A 16,217-nucleotide genomic window follows, 5' to 3' on the forward strand; every position below is an offset into this window, starting at 1 on the left:
ACCGCATCTGATTAGAATTTATTTTTCCATTCGCGTAATACCGCGAAAACATCTACAGGGTTTTGCAGTTGTTGCTTAGAATAATTTTGCGCACTGTTAATAATTGATTGATGTTCGCAGCGCAGGAACGGATTAATTGCTTTTTCGAGTGCGAGCGTTGTCGGAATTGTTGGCATGTTTTTGTGATGTGATTCTTGTGCAGTAATCGCAAACTCGTTCAGTTTTTTATTTTCCGGATCAACAGCTTTGGCAAATGCTATGTTTCCCAACGTGTATTCATGCGCACAGTAAATTAAGGTGGCATCAGGTAACTGAGAGATTTTTTGGAGTGATTGGTAGAGTTGTGCTGCAGATCCTTCGAATATCCTTCCGCAGCCGCAAGAAAAAAGTGTATCACCACAAAATAGCATATCCCATGGATCTGGCCCATAATAGGCAATATGCCCTCGAGTGTGTCCAGGTGTATCTAACACCGTGAGATTAAGTGATATGTCCGGTAGGTTTACGATATCATTTTGTTGCACAGGGTTTGTTATAGCGGTGATCAATTCATTGTTTGGTCCGTATACGGGAATATCAAACCGCTGAATTAATCCCGCGATGCCTCCGGTATGGTCGTTATGGTGATGAGTAATAAGAATCGCACAGAGTTGCAGTTTATTTAATTGCAGATATTCAATCACTGGGGCCGTGATACCCGGATCAATAGCAACTGCGTAATTTTGATTATGGACTACCCATATATAATTATCTTTAAACGCATGTACCGGATGTATATTAAGCATGAAAGCTCCATTTAGAGACGTTGGCGCGATGAGAAGTGTTAATGATTTCAGTAAATAGTGTAAATTTTGATATCGAGTAAGCGATACGGTTCATGATGATTGCGCAAAATATCCAGCAATGGTTTGAGTCCTCTCTTGGTCAATATTTGATTGAACATGAGCACCGCTATTTTGATCAGGTTGTGGCGAATATCTTTGGTTACAATGCGATGCAGATAGGTTGGCCGCAATTTGATTTTTTACGCCTGAATCGAATGCCTTTACGTTTCTCTATAGGGCTTGAACGTGAAACTTCGTTACGAGCTCAGCCGGGTTTTCTTCCAATCCAGACAAACAGCATGGATCTTGTTATTCTGCCACACACACTTGAGTTTAATGCAAATCCCCATCAAATTTTAAGAGAAGTTCATCGAATCCTAATACCCGAAGGTCATCTTGTTATTTCAGGTTTTAATCCCTTCAGTCTATGGGGAAGCTGTCAGCATTTAAAATCAATGCGAGGAGAATTTCCGTGGAATGGAGATTTTATTGCATTATCACGGCTTAAAGATTGGTTGAAATTGTTGGATTTTGAAATGGCTGGTGGTCGGCTTTGTTGCTATGTGCCACCATTTAAGCAAGAAAAATGGCGTCGACGGTTTGGTTTTATGGAGGCCGCAGGGGATCGCTGGTGGCCAATTTCGGGGGGAGTATATTTCTTGCATGCTATTAAACACATGCACGGGATGCGAATTATCAAACCTAACTGGAAAAATAGTTTGGAAGCTAAGAAAAAAATGGTACCGATTGCTCGGGAAATCATCAAAGCCTCCAAGGAAGAGCGGTCATCAAGCAATCCAAAACAGATTGACGATTTAAATAAATCATGATCGAAAATGATAATAAAGTTGTTGAAATATATACGGATGGTGCGTGCAAAGGAAACCCAGGTATTGGAGGGTGGGGAGCTTTGCTGCGATACGGCGACCATGAACGGGAAATTTTTGGCGGAGAGAAATTTACCACCAATAATCGTATGGAGTTACTTGCTGCGATCCGTGCTTTAGAATCTTTAAAGCGTTCTTGTAAAATACATTTACATACCGATTCACAATACTTGCAAAAAGGTATTAGCGAATGGCTTGATTCATGGAAGGCACGCAATTGGCGTACCGCAAGTAAAAAGCCGGTAAAAAACGAAGATCTTTGGAAACTGCTTGATCAATTAACCCAACAACATGAAATCGAATGGTGCTGGGTGCGAGGACATTCCGGGCATACCGACAATGAGCGTGCTGATCAATTAGCTAATCGAGGCGTTGAAGTGATAGTTACTGGGGAGCTGCAAAAATGCTAGAGATAGGAATATGATATGCGTCAAATTGTGCTAGATACTGAAACGACGGGCCTAGAATACAAGTTGGGGCATCGCATTGTTGAGATTGCAGCCGTTGAGTTATGTAATAGGCAATTTACTGGTAGTCATTTCCATTACTATCTTAATCCAGGACGAGAAAGTGATGAGGGTGCTTTGCAAGTTCATGGTTTAACGATGGGGTTTCTTCAAGATAAACCAAAATTTCATGAGGTTTCCAAGGAATTCTTGAGTTTTATTAGTGAAGCTGAGCTAATTATCCATAATGCTCCTTTTGATGTTGGATTTATCAATCATGAGTTAGGTTTAAGCAATTTAAAAACACTCGATAGCTATTGCCCGTTAATAACGGATACGCTAAGACTAGCAAAGGAGCTTCATCCTGGTAAGCGCAATAACCTTGACGCTTTATGTGAACGATACAATGTTGACAACTCAAAGCGTAAGCTGCATGGCGCATTACTAGATGCTGAGTTATTGGCTGAGGTTTATCTTGCGATGACGCGTGGGCAAGAAAGCTTGTTGATTGAATTGGAATATGTTGAAGCTGTGCAGCATTCTCTGACAGATCTGGACAGTACTAATTTAAGAATTATTGCAGCGACCGCTGAAGAAAATCTGCAACATCGCGAGATACTAGAAGAAATTGCACGAGCAAGTAACAATAAGTGCCTGTGGAATAATCTTGAAACGACAGATACGCTTGATGAGAAATCAAGTAGGGTGAACAATTAATGAGTCATCGTGATTATCTTCCTGATTGAATTCTATAGATTTGGAAATGATCGTGTTTAGATGTCTGATGAAGCGATATTTCCTGGTGAGCGATTACATGTCAAGAGGTACAAAACCATTTCAGCAATACTGAAAATTTGACTCTGGGCAATTGTGTATAAGGGTTTAGAACTATCACTTAAAATGCACAAATAATCTCAGAAGATTTGAGAATTTCTTCACATAAGCTTGTTTACAATGTTGAGAGATTAGCTTCAGGTTAAGAAAGCAAAGTTAGTATGAAACAGAAACTATTAGCGCATTGCATTTATTCTTTGATGATGTCTGCAACCATGACTGGGTGTGTATCTGCAATTGTTACGGTCGTTAATCTTGGTTTTTCCGGTGCCTTTATCGAACCCTGGCTTTATTCATGGAGTATTGCATTTCCAGTGGGTTTTGTTTTGTTGCTATTCGTGTCGCCGTACTTTAAACGCATTGTGGAAGCATTCGTACATTAAAGAATAACGCAGAGCAAATAATAGAAAAAGCATGTTTGCCACAGCATTATTATTTTAAGTTACTCGATAAGGTTCTTGCTCATGTCAATGCAATCCATCAATCCGGCCACAGGCCAAATCATACAATCGTTCCCAATATGGCAAGCAGTAGAAATCAATGCGGTGCTGAAACAAGTGGAGTCGGCGCAGACTGAGTGGGCGTCGCTTGGTTTCGCGCAACGATCGGGTTTGATGCGCAATCTTGCGCAGCTCTTCCGGCAGCGTAGCGAGGAATATGCCAATCTGATTACTGAAGAAATGGGGAAATTGCTCAAGGAAGCTAGGGCGGAGATAGAAAAATGCGCGCTAGGTTGTGAGCATTACGCTAATCAAGCTGAATCCTATCTGCGCGACGAGATCATTGCCTCCGATGCCAGCCGCAGTCTGGTGGTTTACCAGCCTTTAGGTATTGTGCTTTGCATCATGCCGTGGAATTTTCCTTTTTGGCAATTAATCCGCGCTGCTGCACCGGCGATGATGGCGGGTAACGCGGTGGTGCTTAAGCATGCGTCAAATGTACCGCGTTGTGCACTGGCATTGGAAGATGCATTTCATCAAGCCGGTTTTCCGGAGCATGTCTTCCGCACGCTGATGATTGGTGCCGAACAAGCGCAAGCAGTCATTGCCGACCGACGCATTGCTGCCGTTACCTTGACGGGCAGTAGCGCTGCAGGACGCAAAGTCGCAGCAATTGCTGGGCAGCACTTGAAAAAATGCGTACTCGAATTAGGCGGTTCAGATCCCTTTATTGTGCTGGATGATGCTGATATCGAATCAACTGCCAAGCAGGCCCTTGTGGCACGTTTGCAAAATATGGGGCAGAGTTGCATTGCCGCCAAGCGTTTTATTCTCATCGATACGATTGCCGATGCTTTTGTCGCGCAATTGAAAATGCTCTTCAGCCAGCTACAAATCGGCGATCCGAAACACATGGACACCGGGATTGCGCCGATGGCGCGTGAAGACTTGCGCACCGAGCTGCATGCACAAGTTGAACGAAGTCTAGCATCAGGTGCTAAGCTTGTATTTGGCGGTAATGTTATCGGTGCGCAAGGCGCGTACTACGCGCCGACAATACTGGATCAGGTGCAGCCGGGTATGGCAGCATTTGATGAAGAATTATTTGGTCCGGTCGTGGCAATCGTGCGTGTGAAAAATGCAGAGGAAGCGATTCAATTAGCCAACCGGACGCAATTCGGTCTTGGTGGCAGCGTATGGACACGCGATACGATGCTCGGAGAAGCGCTGGCGCGGCAGATTCATGCCGGCTCCACTTTTGTCAACGGTATTGTCAAAAGCGATCCGCGCCTACCATTTGGAGGTATTAAGGAATCCGGTTACGGGCGAGAATTGTCGTATCACGGCATTCGCGAATTTGTGAATATTAAAACGGTGTGGATCAAGTGATAGTTAATTGTTGAGCAATTACAAACCAGTATGTAATCCAGGTATGCCGATGCGTTGGATATAAATAGCATTATTGCCTTCTTCGTAAGCGAGTAATTTACCCTCTTTATGCCAGAGGCGAAATGCCAGTGAATAAGATAGTACTCGGATCGGATAATCACGTGGCAAGGTTTGCAGATAGGGTTGTATCGTAGTGAAATTGGCAGCGCCATATTGTTGCATGATAAAACGCAAACCTCCGTTAGCGGGGCCGATGTTGTAGGCTAACAATCCCAAAAAGAGATCGCCTTTCATTTCAGCCAAATAATGTTTAAATGTGGCTGCGGCGACAAAAGCGTTATGACGAGAGTTCTCCAAAGCGATTTTTTCTGAACCAAGCCGTTTGCGTGCCTGCGCCATGACTGCTTCCGGGACGCGGGTGATTTGGAACAATCCTTTGCCACCGTCGCTGCTGTCTCGCGGGATGAAAGATGATTCTGTTGCTGCAATGCCGTGTAGCAGATTGACATCCATATTAAAAGAACGGGCGGCATCTTCGATCGCCTGACGATATTCCTGTGAGCGATTAACCATTTTTTGCAGCTGCGTAACATCATGCCGCCGGTAAGCTGCATAGACCTGATGCGAGATCGTCACGCGTCCAGCTTCTTCCTTGCCACCTACCAAAGTGCGGAAATTGCCATAAGCCAGTGTGAATTGATCGTGTGTGACAAGCCAGGAAATCAGCAACGCCAATGTCAAGGATAAAGCCGGAGCCAGAAATTCCGAATGCAATCGCAGCCATTTTCTCAGTTTCCACCAGCCAACCAGAAATAGGCTTACGGCTAATATCAAACCCAGTACGCCGGTAGCAAACGGTAGCAAGTTGACAAAAAAACTGGTGCCTGAAAATCGACTGGCGGAATAACCGAGGAGCATGATAATGGCGCAAAATGCCGCAATGCCCAAACCAAAAGTTTCGATGCTAGTCAGCAATATTTTCCGCCGGAGCCCACTGGGTTGAATTCTTCTGGTTCGCTTTCTCGGCTTGTTGGTAGCGCTGGCATTACGCACAACTTTAGTGCGTTTGCGTCTCTGCTTCGGCTTGATGTCATCGGCTTCGGGATTGTTAGGCAGATTTGTTTTATCCATTGAAATAATATCTAAGCAATTGGATCAATGGTGATTAACCGATAATATATTTTATGCATATTTAATTTTGCTAATGGTTTTACTGAGCGAAGAATAAGGGTTTCCCCGGTATCCGGTATTGTCTTGGTTACGTTAAGGTGCGTTCCTGTCATTTTACTTTGAGTTATTACGATCAGGAACATGAGCGAGGAAAAAATGCATACTGCAGGAGAAAATAGAAACACAAGAGTATATGCAGCAATTGGAGTTCTGTTGCTTGTTTTGCTGAGCATCAGCAATGTGCATGCCACCAGCCTGCCAAATTTGCTTAAACAAAACGGTCTGGAATTGGGCGGTTGGATTAACGGTGGTGCGACTTATAATGCTAACCATCCTTCCGATGGTTTCAATGGGGCGGTTACTTTTGCTGATCGTGCTAATCAGTTTCAGTTGAATCAGCTCAATATATTTTTACAACGTAATGTCGAATCGGAAGGCCCAAAGTGGGATCTCGGCGGTCGTTTCGATTTCCTGTTTGGTACTGACGCTATTTATACGCAGGCTTTTGGCATCTCCGCATTCGATGAGAACACCGGCGAACCTTCAAATCGGGGAAACTGGGATCTTAATTTGTGCTGCAATTCGACGCGCACTTACGGAATCGCTTTGCCGCAAGCCTATTTGGAAGCTTATGTGCCAATGGGCCGTGGTCTCAACATCAAAGTTGGACATTTTTATACACCGTTGGGCTATGAAACGGTTCCTGCACCAGATAACTTTTTTTATACCCGTGGGTATATTCTGAATAGTGGTGAACCATTCACACACACCGGATTGCTAGGTACTCACACCATCAATCAGAATTGGCAGATTCAAGGCGGTGCAACTACGGGCAGCGCAACTGGTGGCTGGGATGGGGGTTTTGATAAACAACTCAATAACTGGGGCGGGATAGCCAATATCATGTGGAGCAGTGACGACAGAAGAACTGCGGGACAACTTGGCGGCACCTATGGGCAAACAGCGGTCAATGAGCCTTGGATGATGTATAGCGTCGTCCTGCAACATCGCCTAACGCCGAAAGCCCATATGGTATTGCATCATACCCATGGTTGGGCCAGCAATATCAATCTGCCCGGAGGAATTCAGAATGCTGCATGGTATAGCATCAATACGCATATGACTTACGATCTTCTACGTGACTTGTCGGTCGGCATTCGCGTGGAACGCTTTCACGACCGCAACGGTTGGCGGGTTTTTTCGCCTTACCGTATATTGTCCGCGTTAAATAACAAAGGCGTCAGTTATGCAGGTAACATTCCTTTCGTCAGCGCGCCTGCGGACTATTATGCAATTACATTGGGCATGAACTGGAAGCCGGCAAAACGGTGGAGTAGAGGTTGGACGCCTATCCGCAATATCAATATTCGGAAAAACATCCGCTATGATCGTGCAGATGGTATCGACATGGCATTCCGTCCATTTGACGGCAGGAAAGATCAGTTTCTGTTCTCGTTGGATGCGACGATTCCTTTTTAAAAGCGATTAAAACTTTAGTCGTGCAGCAATAAAACAAGAAGGAGCTACGCCATTGAGAAAATGGATACATTTCTTGTTACAAAATGAATCATATGCAGAGTGCTTGAAAAAGAAGAAAAGTTTAATTAATAAGTTATGGTTCTTAATAAGAATATTTCTGATGCCAAAGCATTAAAATTTAAAGGTGACCATGGTATATCCATAGTTAGTATCTGCCATGCCAGGGCTTTGTGGGACTTTGGCGAAATAGTCGCCTTTGAATATATGGCTATACCCTATATCAAAGCTCATGCGTTTCATATAACTCCATTGAGGAGCCCAGCCCACACTGATATCAAGCATATTGCCCAGGAAAGTGCCAGCCTGGCCAGTTGGATCTTGCAGGCCGCTACCTACATACGCGCCATGCTTATTGGCTAACCAATATGCGCGATGAGACATCATAAGCCTGACGTCAGGGCGCGGTATGAATGTTGCACGAAAACCGACTGGTGAAAATAGGTTGGAAGGAAAGAATGGTCCAAACATACCGGTGGGGCCATATTCCACACGACGTTTAGCATACAAAATATCAAAATTTTTGTTGGGGTCTTGACTTCCTGATGAAAAATCAAATAGATAAACTAATCTTAAAGGCATTGAAGTATCAAAGCTATAGCCTACCTCACCATGATGGCGATGCGCAAAAACCTTGGTATCTTGAGTATCTCCAAACTGATACATGGATTCAATTTCATAATCCATTTGGCCTTTTGTCGGCTTAGCAAAGAGTCTAAAGCCGGTGGTCGATAGATTGCGTTTCCTGAGCTTATTCCCTTCATTTAATTGCAAGAAATAATAATCAACGTTAGCCCATGGCAGATCACGGTTGGTAATCTGCAAACCTGAAAAATAAGTCTCAGGTGTATTCCAATCCAATTGCGTTGGTTCCCTATTGACTGGACGGGTCCCAAATACTTGCAGACCCCATTTCTCTTGATCATTTCCTACTACAAGTCGTATTCCATCAAAAGTGGGCGTTAAGGTTCCCCACCGATGACCGCCTAACAGGCGTGCTTCTCCTGTTTCCAATAGAAACCGGCCGACTTCAAATGTTGCGTTATAGCTTGTTCCTAAGAAATTCTTGAATAAATAATCCAGATGAAGTTGAGTAAAGTCAAAATGATTAGCAAAGACGTTTGATTGGCCTTGTCCAAAATTTGCTAAGGGAGCACGTATATCTGTCAGTTCGAGTGTAAACTTAAGGGGATCTATAATGTTTTTTATCTCCATTAAGAATCTTGTCCGCTGATGAATCATGTCATTAAAGCCCGGAATATTTCTCGTGAAGCCATTGTCGAAGGCGGCATAGCGCGTTCGATGCTCAACCGCTAAATCGAGCCAATCTGGCGTCATCGCAGAAAGCGGAGTTTTATGATTTTCCATAAGCCTAGTCAGATTATCATAGTCAAACCGAGTTTCGCCCACGGTTTCCTGCGCACTGAATGGCGGTCTATCAGTCCCTTTGGGTGGTTTGTGGCTTCTTGCGATAACCGAAGAGTTTTTTGCTTTTTCTGTTTCCAGATTTCTTGTTTCAGCGGCAAAAGTGCTGCTATTACAAAAGAAACATATAAATATTAAAAATTTAATCAAATAGATCAATAATCTATTCTTCCTGATCATCTGCTTACCTCCCTTGTAATTGCTATCGGAAAAACCTGACTGCAAATATTACTAGAGAAGTGCGGGAGGCAATATTCGTGCTGACGCGTAAGGGTAAACCCTTATATGCGTAAATTTATATAGTAGAATCAGTATCTATCTTAGGCTCTTGAGTAAGTGTAAGTGAAGTTTATAAGAGATAGGATTGATTTTATTGGTGCGCTAAAGGGCTGAAGTATTGAAGATTTATTTGGTGTGGTAGCGGATGTGCTGCTGTTTGGTTGTTCTGTAAAAGAGTTAAACGGTTTAGAGATTGAATTGTTGCAAGTGGCTCAATACCGGAAGCAGTATCGGTATTATTAAGCACTTTATTCTAGTGCACTTGTGAGTCGATTCGAGAGCGATGGCAGCTTACTAGTTGGACTCGGTAGCAGGGGAAGGAAATAATGTTGAGTATTCAATTCAATCCGATAAAAATTCAGCGACGGATTTATTAATGGTTGCATTTAATGTTGCAAACTGGAATCTTGATGTCGAGGAGGCGCTTCGGGTTAGTGAAGAGCGCTTGCGTTTAGCCAAACAGGCTGCGGGCTTGGGTATATTTGACTACGATATTAAACGCAATATCGTTTACTGGGATCAGCAAATGCGTAAATTCTGGGGCGAGCCTTCTGAAAGAACCGTAAGTTATGAGGAATTTGTCGCGAGGATACATCCAGAAGATCGTGCGGCGAGACAAGAGGCTATAGATTGTGCAATGAATCCTGCTGGTAACGGCGAATACAGAGCAGAATATCGCGTTGTAAATACCGCCAATGGTGCTGAGCGCTGGATAACTGCGATGGGACGAGTTTATTTTGAAGCCGGTCAGGCAAATCGACTTGTAGGCGTCACCCGCGATGTCACAGAGCAAAAAAATATCCAGAAAAAGCTTCAGACACAGCGCGATGAAGCTGAGAGTATTCTTAAACAACAAGTGGCAGCACGCACGGCCTCAGCGATTGCTCATGAGCTTAATCAACCGCTGACGGCAATTTCTGCTTATAGCGAGGTGGCCCTTCACGCGATACATAATGACGATCTTGATTCTGATCATTTAATAAGAGCGCTTGAAGGTTGCGTGGAGCAAGCGCAACGCGCTGGCCGCAGCTTGCATGAACTGCTAGATTTTCTCCAGAAGGGTGAGGTGGTAACTGAACGGTTAAATCTAAACGAGGTAGTACATGACGCGCTAAATATTGTACGCAATGACGGTCACGGTGGGTTTCATGTCACGTTGCATTTGCAGCAAAACCTTCCGGCTATTCAGTGTAATCGTACACAAGTACAAAAAGTTCTGGTGAATCTGTTCAGGAATGCTGACGAAGCTATGCGTGCCGTAGATTTACCTGCCTTAACGGTTTCTACTAAGGTGCAAACTATGAATGAAATCAATGTGGCTTTAGTGATTGTCCAGGATAACGGTCCGGGTCTTGACCCCGTGATGGCAAAACGCATATTTGAGCCTTTCTTTACGACCAAGCCAACAGGTATCGGCATGGGACTGGCCATTAGTCGCACATTGATTGAAACCAATGGCGGCTATCTCTGGCTAGATCCGGATTCAAGGCCAGGCGCTAAATTCCAGTTTACTTTGCGTTTTGCATCATGATCACGCATGAACCCACTGTTTTTATTGTGGATGATGATGCAGCCGTGCGAAATTCCCTTATGCTGATGCTTGAACAGGTAGGCATGCGCGTACGATCTTTCGAGCACGCAAATGCTTTTCTGAGTGCTTATCACCCCGATTTCTTTGGCTGCATCATCATTGACGTGAAAATGCCGGGAATGAATGGTCTGCGGCTGCAGGAGGAACTTACTTGGCGCAAGATTGAGTTGCCCGTGATTTTTCTTACCGGACATGGCGATATTCCGATGAGTGTAAGGGCAATCAGAGGGGGGGCAGTGGATTTTCTGACGAAACCAGTGATACGGGAGAAACTGCTGGTCTGTGTGCACGCAGCTTTTGCGGAAGCCAAGAAAAATATTAGTGACTTTGCACGTAATAAAGAAATGGTATCGTGCCTAATGAAGCTTACTGACCGTGAACGCGAGGTGATGACCTTGGCGGTCCAAGGGCATAGTAACAAACAGATTGCTTGTTGTCTGGGCATCAGTCATCGCACGGTTGAAATCCATAAATCCAAGATTATGCAAAAAACAGGTGCAAGTAATTTGCTGGATCTTGCACGCATTGCTCGAGAATGTGATTTGAACGAATGATTCTGCGGTGAGTGTGCAGAATATCTGGAAAAATGGAGCAGCTCACACTTAATCTGATAGTCGTTGCGTCATATTGAGTAATCGTTAGATCAAGTAACAGCAAGTACACCTAAGTTTATCCGTGAGATGGCATATTTCTCACAGACCCTCTTCGGCTTGTTGTTAAGTGGACAAGTTTTTTCTTTTATCTCGGATTTCTCTTAACGGGGAAATCCGAGATAAGCTAAACTTAGATGCAGATTTGGTGAACAATCGAGGCTTATTCACCAAATCTGATATTGCTGATTGAGCAGCGAAGGTGGGTTCCTGTCCTCACAATAAAGCTATAGGAAATTGCAAGCTAGCCTTTAGATCTACCTGAAGGTGGACCTACGATTGCATTGGTTGATTTTGAACTGCTCGGTAGTTGATTTTTTGTCTCCGAGGTCATTTTGTTGCGCGAATGTTCTGCGGCGGCGATCTCTGCTCGTATTCTTATAGTAGCTGCAGCAGTCGCTTCTTTGTCTGCTTGAGAGCGGGCAAACAGCGCTTCTTTAGCCATAGTCTCAACCACTTCTCTGGCAGCAGCAGCTTCTAATGCAGTTGATTCCAAAGCTATACGTTCTTGTATGGCAAGCAGAGCCGCTGATTCTTTTCTGGCTTTCTCCAATGCAATTCTAGTGGCATGCTTTTCAGCTTCAAGTTGCGCTCTGGCTTTATTGGCGGCCATAATTTTGGCTTGTGCCCTAGTGATTGCCAACCCTGTAATTTTCTGCTCAATTTCAAGACGCTCAGCCACTGCTTGCTTTGCATCCACTATCGCTTTGGCACGGATTTCTGCATCATCTTGCAGGCGCTGCTCCAAATCAGCTTTGCTATTAATTTCTTGAGCTGCAAGGATATCCATTTGTGTCTTTGCTTCTGTGGCTGTTGTTAATCGCACTTCAGCTTCTGCCTTGCTTTTTGCAGCATCCCATGCGGATTTCTCAGCTTCAGCGCGCGCTTTAGCCGCTTTGATCGCTTCCTCATCTGCTTTGGCACGTTTCTGATATTCTTTGGTTGCGGCAGTTTCGATTTTTTGCTTTTCTTTTGCAATGGCTGTGGCTTCTTTTTCTGTTCGTAAAGCCATTTCCGCAGCAACTAGTGTCTCAGATTCAATCCACATCCGCTGATTTGCTTCCTCTAGCAACTCGGATTCTAGAGCTAGCCGTGCCTTGATAGCTTCGGTCGCTGCTTTTTCTTTGGCAATAATGGATTCGGCTATTTCTGTCGCAGCTTCTTCTGCATCGAATTTTTTGCGTGCAGCAATTGTTGCATGAATATCTAACTCGGCTCTTTTCTTAGCTTGCTTAGCTGCGATGGCTTCAGTTTCTACTTTTTCCACTGCCGCATTGGTAGCAGTCGTTTCAGATTTTAGCCGTTCTTCCTCATTTTCTTTTGCCCGCTTTTCTTCTTCCAAGCGCCGAGAAACTTGTGCCAAGGTTTGTGACTCAATTCGTGAGCGCGTCTGCAATTCTTCGAGAGCTTGTTTCTCAGCTGCTTCATGTGCTTTAGACAATGCCATGATTTTTTGCGCTTCCTGAATTTTGGCTTGTGCCAGGATCGCTGCGCTGGTTTCTGCTTCGATCGCAGCTAGTGCGGCAGAATGCGCGTCGTTTGCTAGTTGAGCCCGATATTTCGCTGCTTCTGTAGCTTCTTTTTCTTTTTGTGCAGCTGCGTGTGCCTTATCCAGCATCGTCGCTTCTTGTTCAACACGTTTCTGCATTTTCTCAACAATCGAAGCTTCGGCTTTGATTTTAGCTTCCAATAACGCATTCAAAGCCTTTTCAGCCTTTATTTTTTCATCCGCAAGCAGTTTGGCTCTTATTTCAAGTTCGCGGCGAGTATTGGCTTCTCGAAATGCTAATGCTTCAGCTTTTGCTCTGGCTCGAGCTTGGTCAGTTGCCATTGCTTCGGCTTGGATTCGGGTTTCAGCTGCAATTCTGGCGTTGGCCTCTGCTCGGGCTCTCGCTTCAGCAGTCACTTTAGCAATATTTTCTGCTTCAATTCGCTTATGCGCTTCTTTGATCGCTTGATCTTCAACACTAAGTCGATTGCGGAATGCAGTATCTAGCAATTGTTTGATTTCATCTGCTGAAGCAAACTTCTGATCATCATTCGACATATCGCAATACTCTGAATCATCAGTAGACAAGACAACCGCATCGTCTGGATGTGATTCCGACGATGAAGAAAGTTTGCGCAGTGAATTGAATAAGCGTGACTTGAATGTCATAAATTTTAACCAAACCAGCAGTTATATGAATATACAATTTCCAGAAAATAGATAACTACTTTAGCAGCTTTTGGACGATAGATTTGTCTTGAAAAAGAAGGGAAATATTGCCTGTTTATCAAAAGAATTAAATCAATTTATAGCAAAACTTACCTCTTATTACTTTTATGGCATATTGATTTCATCAATGTTAAGAATACCCATCATTAGATTCATACCATCGTGTACTAAATACTCCAGAATGGGGGTATAGAAAGGCATGCTGAGCCCTAAAACAAAGACACCAATAGCTAGAGTTAGCGGAAAACCAACTGCGAAGATATTTAATTGTGGTGCGACCCGGGTTAGGATGCCTAGAGCAAGGTTGGTAATCAGTAATGCTGTCAGAACAGGCAGTGATAATTGCAGTCCGGATTTAAAAATTTCTCCTCCCCAGTTTGCAAGCGTGGTGAATGTGGCATCTGTTATCGCTGTTGGGCCTATGGGTAAGGTGTTGAAGCTCTGTGAGATTAAGGCAATCATCATTAAATGGCCATCCATGGCAAGAAATGCCAGGCTGGCGATCACTCCCAAAAAGCGTCCGATAATGTCTATCTGACCGGAATTTTGGGGATCAAAAAATATTGCGAAGCCCAGTCCCATTTGCAAGCCAATTAATTCGCCCGCCATTTCAATAGCAGCGAAAACAACGCGCATGACAAACCCAATGGCCACGCCAATCAATACTTGTTGTAGCAGGATTACTAAGCCAATTCCAGAAGTTGGATCAATTTGCGGCAATGATTTCTCGACTAATGGCATGACTAAAATTGTAATCACAATCGCCAAGCCCAGCTTTACCTTGACCGGGACACTGGGGTTTCCTAATATAGGGGCGCTTGCGATCAGTGCCAGAATTCTGCTCAGTGGCCAAATAAATGCTGCTAGTAATGTATTTAATTCTGCGGTGGTTATGTTGATCATGCTATTAGCCCATTGCTTGCTTGGCTAAAGAAAGTTAAATTGACTATAAACCTTAACCGACTGCCAACCACGGAATGCTTGTGAACAGTCGTTGCATATAATCTGTCATAACAGCAATCATCCACGGTCCAGCCAGTACCATAACCAAGAACATGACTAATAATTTGGGTATGAATGACAGAGTCATCTCGTTAATCTGAGTTGCCGCTTGAAAAATGCTGACTAGCAAACCCGTTACTAAAGCCGCGAGCAGTAACGGGGCAGAAATCATGAATGTGATTTCAAGCGCCTGCCGGCCGATGGTCATCGCACCTTCTGGGGTCATAGTAGGTTTCCTTTTAGGTATAAAAGCTTTGAGTCAATGAGCCAATAATTAAATGCCAGCCATCGACCAAAACAAAAAGCATTAATTTAAAGGGTAGTGAAATAATCATTGGAGACAGCATCATCATACCCATGGCCATCAATACACTGGAAACAACTAGGTCAATAATCAAAAATGGGATGAAAATAACAAAACCAATCTGGAATGCCGTTTTCAGTTCGCTGGTAATATATGCTGGAACAAGTATTTTCAGTGGTACTTCATCGCGACTTTCAAGCTCTTCACTTTCGGAAATTTGAATAAAAAGTGCTAAATCCGTTTCCCGAGTCTGATGCAGCATAAACGATTTCAGCGGCACGCTCGCTTTTTCAGCCGCTTCCACAATGCTTATCTTATCTTCAGAAAAAGGTAGATAAGCTTCGGAATAAACACGATCAATAACTGGTGACATAATGAAGAAAGTTAAAAACAAAGCTAATCCAAGCAACACTTGGTTAGGTGGGGAAGATTGCGTGCCCAGCGCCATTCTAAGAAACGACAACACAATGATGATACGGGTAAAACTTGACATCATTAGTACCAAGGCAGGTAAAAATGTCAGTGACGTTAACAACAATAACGTTTGTAAGCTCAACGTATAGGTGGCACTTCCATCTGCGTTAGATGTGCTAGTAAATGCTGGAAAACCGGATTGTTGTGCAAATGCTGGTAAAGCAATGAAACCGGAAAAGAAAAGTGCTATCCGGAATAACCCAGACATTCTTATTCTGCTCAGATCTTGCGAGAGATATGATGACAATTCATGGATAATCTTGGTGAAGTGTGAAGATAAATGAATAATCGGTGTAGGGAGCTTGTTATGCATTTTCTTTTTTTATACTCTGGTTAAGTTGCTCGGCAAAGACCGGGGAGGGAGGTGACCCATTCGATATCGTATCGGACGCTTCATTTGTAGGCTTAGTCATTGTGTGTAATTTGTTCACGCGGCCGGTGGCCACGCCAAGAACCAGCCAAGTGTTATCAATTTCGACTATTACCACTCGCTCTCTTTGACCCACTCCGGTAGTTGCGACAACTTTGACAATGCCTGCGGTGGTAGTCGGTATCAATGAATATCGTTTAAGCAGCCAAGTAATACCACCTATGAGCGCCAGTACCAGCAGTAGTCCGCCCATCATTTGTAGCGTACTCTCGGTTGAGATCACGGCGGGAGGGGAAATGTAACTTGGCTTTCCAGTTTCGGCCATGGCCGGGAACGGAGCGATTACAATGAGAAACAGCAAATAACGACTTAGCATTT

General features: G+C 44.0%; 16 protein-coding genes. 8 read left to right on the top strand and 8 right to left on the bottom strand.

Going from position 1 to position 16,217, the window contains the following annotated elements; genetic code table 11:
- Positions 1-11: 11 nt before the first annotated feature.
- On the bottom strand, positions 12-785 hold the full coding sequence (gene gloB, locus K2Q13_RS05805) for a hydroxyacylglutathione hydrolase (RefSeq protein ID WP_292919891.1): 774 nt from the start codon (positions 783-785) through the stop codon (positions 12-14).
- A 92-nt stretch (positions 786-877) separates the two neighbouring features.
- Between gloB and K2Q13_RS05810 the strand changes: the two genes are divergently transcribed.
- From K2Q13_RS05810 to K2Q13_RS05830, 5 genes are all read left to right on the top strand, one after another.
- Complete coding sequence (locus tag K2Q13_RS05810; RefSeq protein ID WP_292919892.1) at positions 878-1,654, top strand: methyltransferase domain-containing protein; 777 nt, start codon at positions 878-880, stop codon at positions 1,652-1,654.
- On the top strand, positions 1,651-2,121 hold the full coding sequence (gene rnhA / locus K2Q13_RS05815) for a ribonuclease HI (RefSeq protein ID WP_292919894.1): 471 nt from the start codon (positions 1,651-1,653) through the stop codon (positions 2,119-2,121). The genes K2Q13_RS05810 and rnhA overlap by 4 nt, the downstream gene beginning before the upstream one ends.
- Before the next feature lie 15 nt (positions 2,122-2,136).
- Positions 2,137-2,874, top strand: a complete 738-nt coding sequence (gene dnaQ, locus K2Q13_RS05820; protein ID WP_292919896.1) for a DNA polymerase III subunit epsilon — start codon at positions 2,137-2,139, stop codon at positions 2,872-2,874.
- Between the two features lie 278 nt (positions 2,875-3,152).
- A complete protein-coding gene (locus K2Q13_RS05825) occupies positions 3,153-3,374 on the top strand; it encodes a DUF2798 domain-containing protein (RefSeq protein WP_292919898.1) in 222 nt (73 codons plus the stop codon).
- An 81-nt stretch (positions 3,375-3,455) separates the two neighbouring features.
- Positions 3,456-4,820 (top strand): NAD-dependent succinate-semialdehyde dehydrogenase, encoded by a 1,365-nt coding sequence (locus K2Q13_RS05830; protein WP_292919900.1) that lies wholly within the window; start codon positions 3,456-3,458, stop codon positions 4,818-4,820.
- A gap of 18 nt (positions 4,821-4,838) precedes the next feature.
- Here the strand turns inward: K2Q13_RS05830 and K2Q13_RS05835 are convergent, their stop codons facing one another.
- Positions 4,839-5,951, bottom strand: coding sequence for a lytic transglycosylase domain-containing protein (locus K2Q13_RS05835; protein ID WP_292919902.1), 1,113 nt, complete (start codon positions 5,949-5,951; stop codon positions 4,839-4,841).
- Between the two features lie 180 nt (positions 5,952-6,131).
- Between K2Q13_RS05835 and K2Q13_RS05840 the strand changes: the two genes are divergently transcribed.
- A complete protein-coding gene (locus tag K2Q13_RS05840; RefSeq protein WP_292919904.1) occupies positions 6,132-7,469 on the top strand; it encodes a porin in 1,338 nt (445 codons plus the stop codon).
- 171 nt (positions 7,470-7,640) lie between these two features.
- Here the strand turns inward: K2Q13_RS05840 and K2Q13_RS05845 are convergent, their stop codons facing one another.
- Complete coding sequence (locus K2Q13_RS05845) at positions 7,641-9,131, bottom strand: alginate export family protein (protein WP_292919906.1); 1,491 nt, start codon at positions 9,129-9,131, stop codon at positions 7,641-7,643.
- A gap of 475 nt (positions 9,132-9,606) precedes the next feature.
- On the opposite strand from K2Q13_RS05845, the gene K2Q13_RS05850 reads away from it, so the two are divergent.
- On the top strand, positions 9,607-10,761 hold the full coding sequence (locus tag K2Q13_RS05850) for an ATP-binding protein (protein ID WP_292919908.1): 1,155 nt from the start codon (positions 9,607-9,609) through the stop codon (positions 10,759-10,761).
- Positions 10,758-11,375 carry a response regulator gene (locus K2Q13_RS05855; protein ID WP_292919909.1) on the top strand — a complete coding sequence of 206 codons (618 nt, stop codon included), beginning with the start codon at positions 10,758-10,760 and terminating at the stop codon, positions 11,373-11,375. Before K2Q13_RS05850 ends, K2Q13_RS05855 begins: the two co-directional genes overlap by 4 nt.
- A gap of 340 nt (positions 11,376-11,715) precedes the next feature.
- Here the strand turns inward: K2Q13_RS05855 and K2Q13_RS05860 are convergent, their stop codons facing one another.
- The 5 genes from K2Q13_RS05860 to fliO form a co-directional block, all read right to left on the bottom strand.
- Positions 11,716-13,629, bottom strand: coding sequence for a hypothetical protein (locus K2Q13_RS05860; protein ID WP_292919911.1), 1,914 nt, complete (start codon positions 13,627-13,629; stop codon positions 11,716-11,718).
- A 165-nt stretch (positions 13,630-13,794) separates the two neighbouring features.
- The gene (fliR, locus tag K2Q13_RS05865; protein WP_292919913.1) at positions 13,795-14,592 is read right to left on the bottom strand and encodes a flagellar biosynthetic protein FliR; all 798 of its coding nucleotides are present in this window, start codon (positions 14,590-14,592) and stop codon (positions 13,795-13,797) included.
- Between the two features lie 52 nt (positions 14,593-14,644).
- The gene (gene fliQ / locus K2Q13_RS05870; RefSeq protein WP_292919915.1) at positions 14,645-14,917 is read right to left on the bottom strand and encodes a flagellar biosynthesis protein FliQ; all 273 of its coding nucleotides are present in this window, start codon (positions 14,915-14,917) and stop codon (positions 14,645-14,647) included.
- Positions 14,918-14,930: 13 nt separating this feature from the next.
- On the bottom strand, positions 14,931-15,677 hold the full coding sequence (fliP, locus tag K2Q13_RS05875; protein ID WP_292919917.1) for a flagellar type III secretion system pore protein FliP: 747 nt from the start codon (positions 15,675-15,677) through the stop codon (positions 14,931-14,933).
- A gap of 97 nt (positions 15,678-15,774) precedes the next feature.
- Positions 15,775-16,215, bottom strand: a complete 441-nt coding sequence (fliO, locus tag K2Q13_RS05880; protein WP_292919919.1) for a flagellar biosynthetic protein FliO — start codon at positions 16,213-16,215, stop codon at positions 15,775-15,777.
- Positions 16,216-16,217: the final 2 nt, after the last annotated feature.

Source organism: Nitrosomonas sp., from assembly GCF_019752095.1.
Taxonomy (GTDB): domain Bacteria; phylum Pseudomonadota; class Gammaproteobacteria; order Burkholderiales; family Nitrosomonadaceae; genus Nitrosomonas.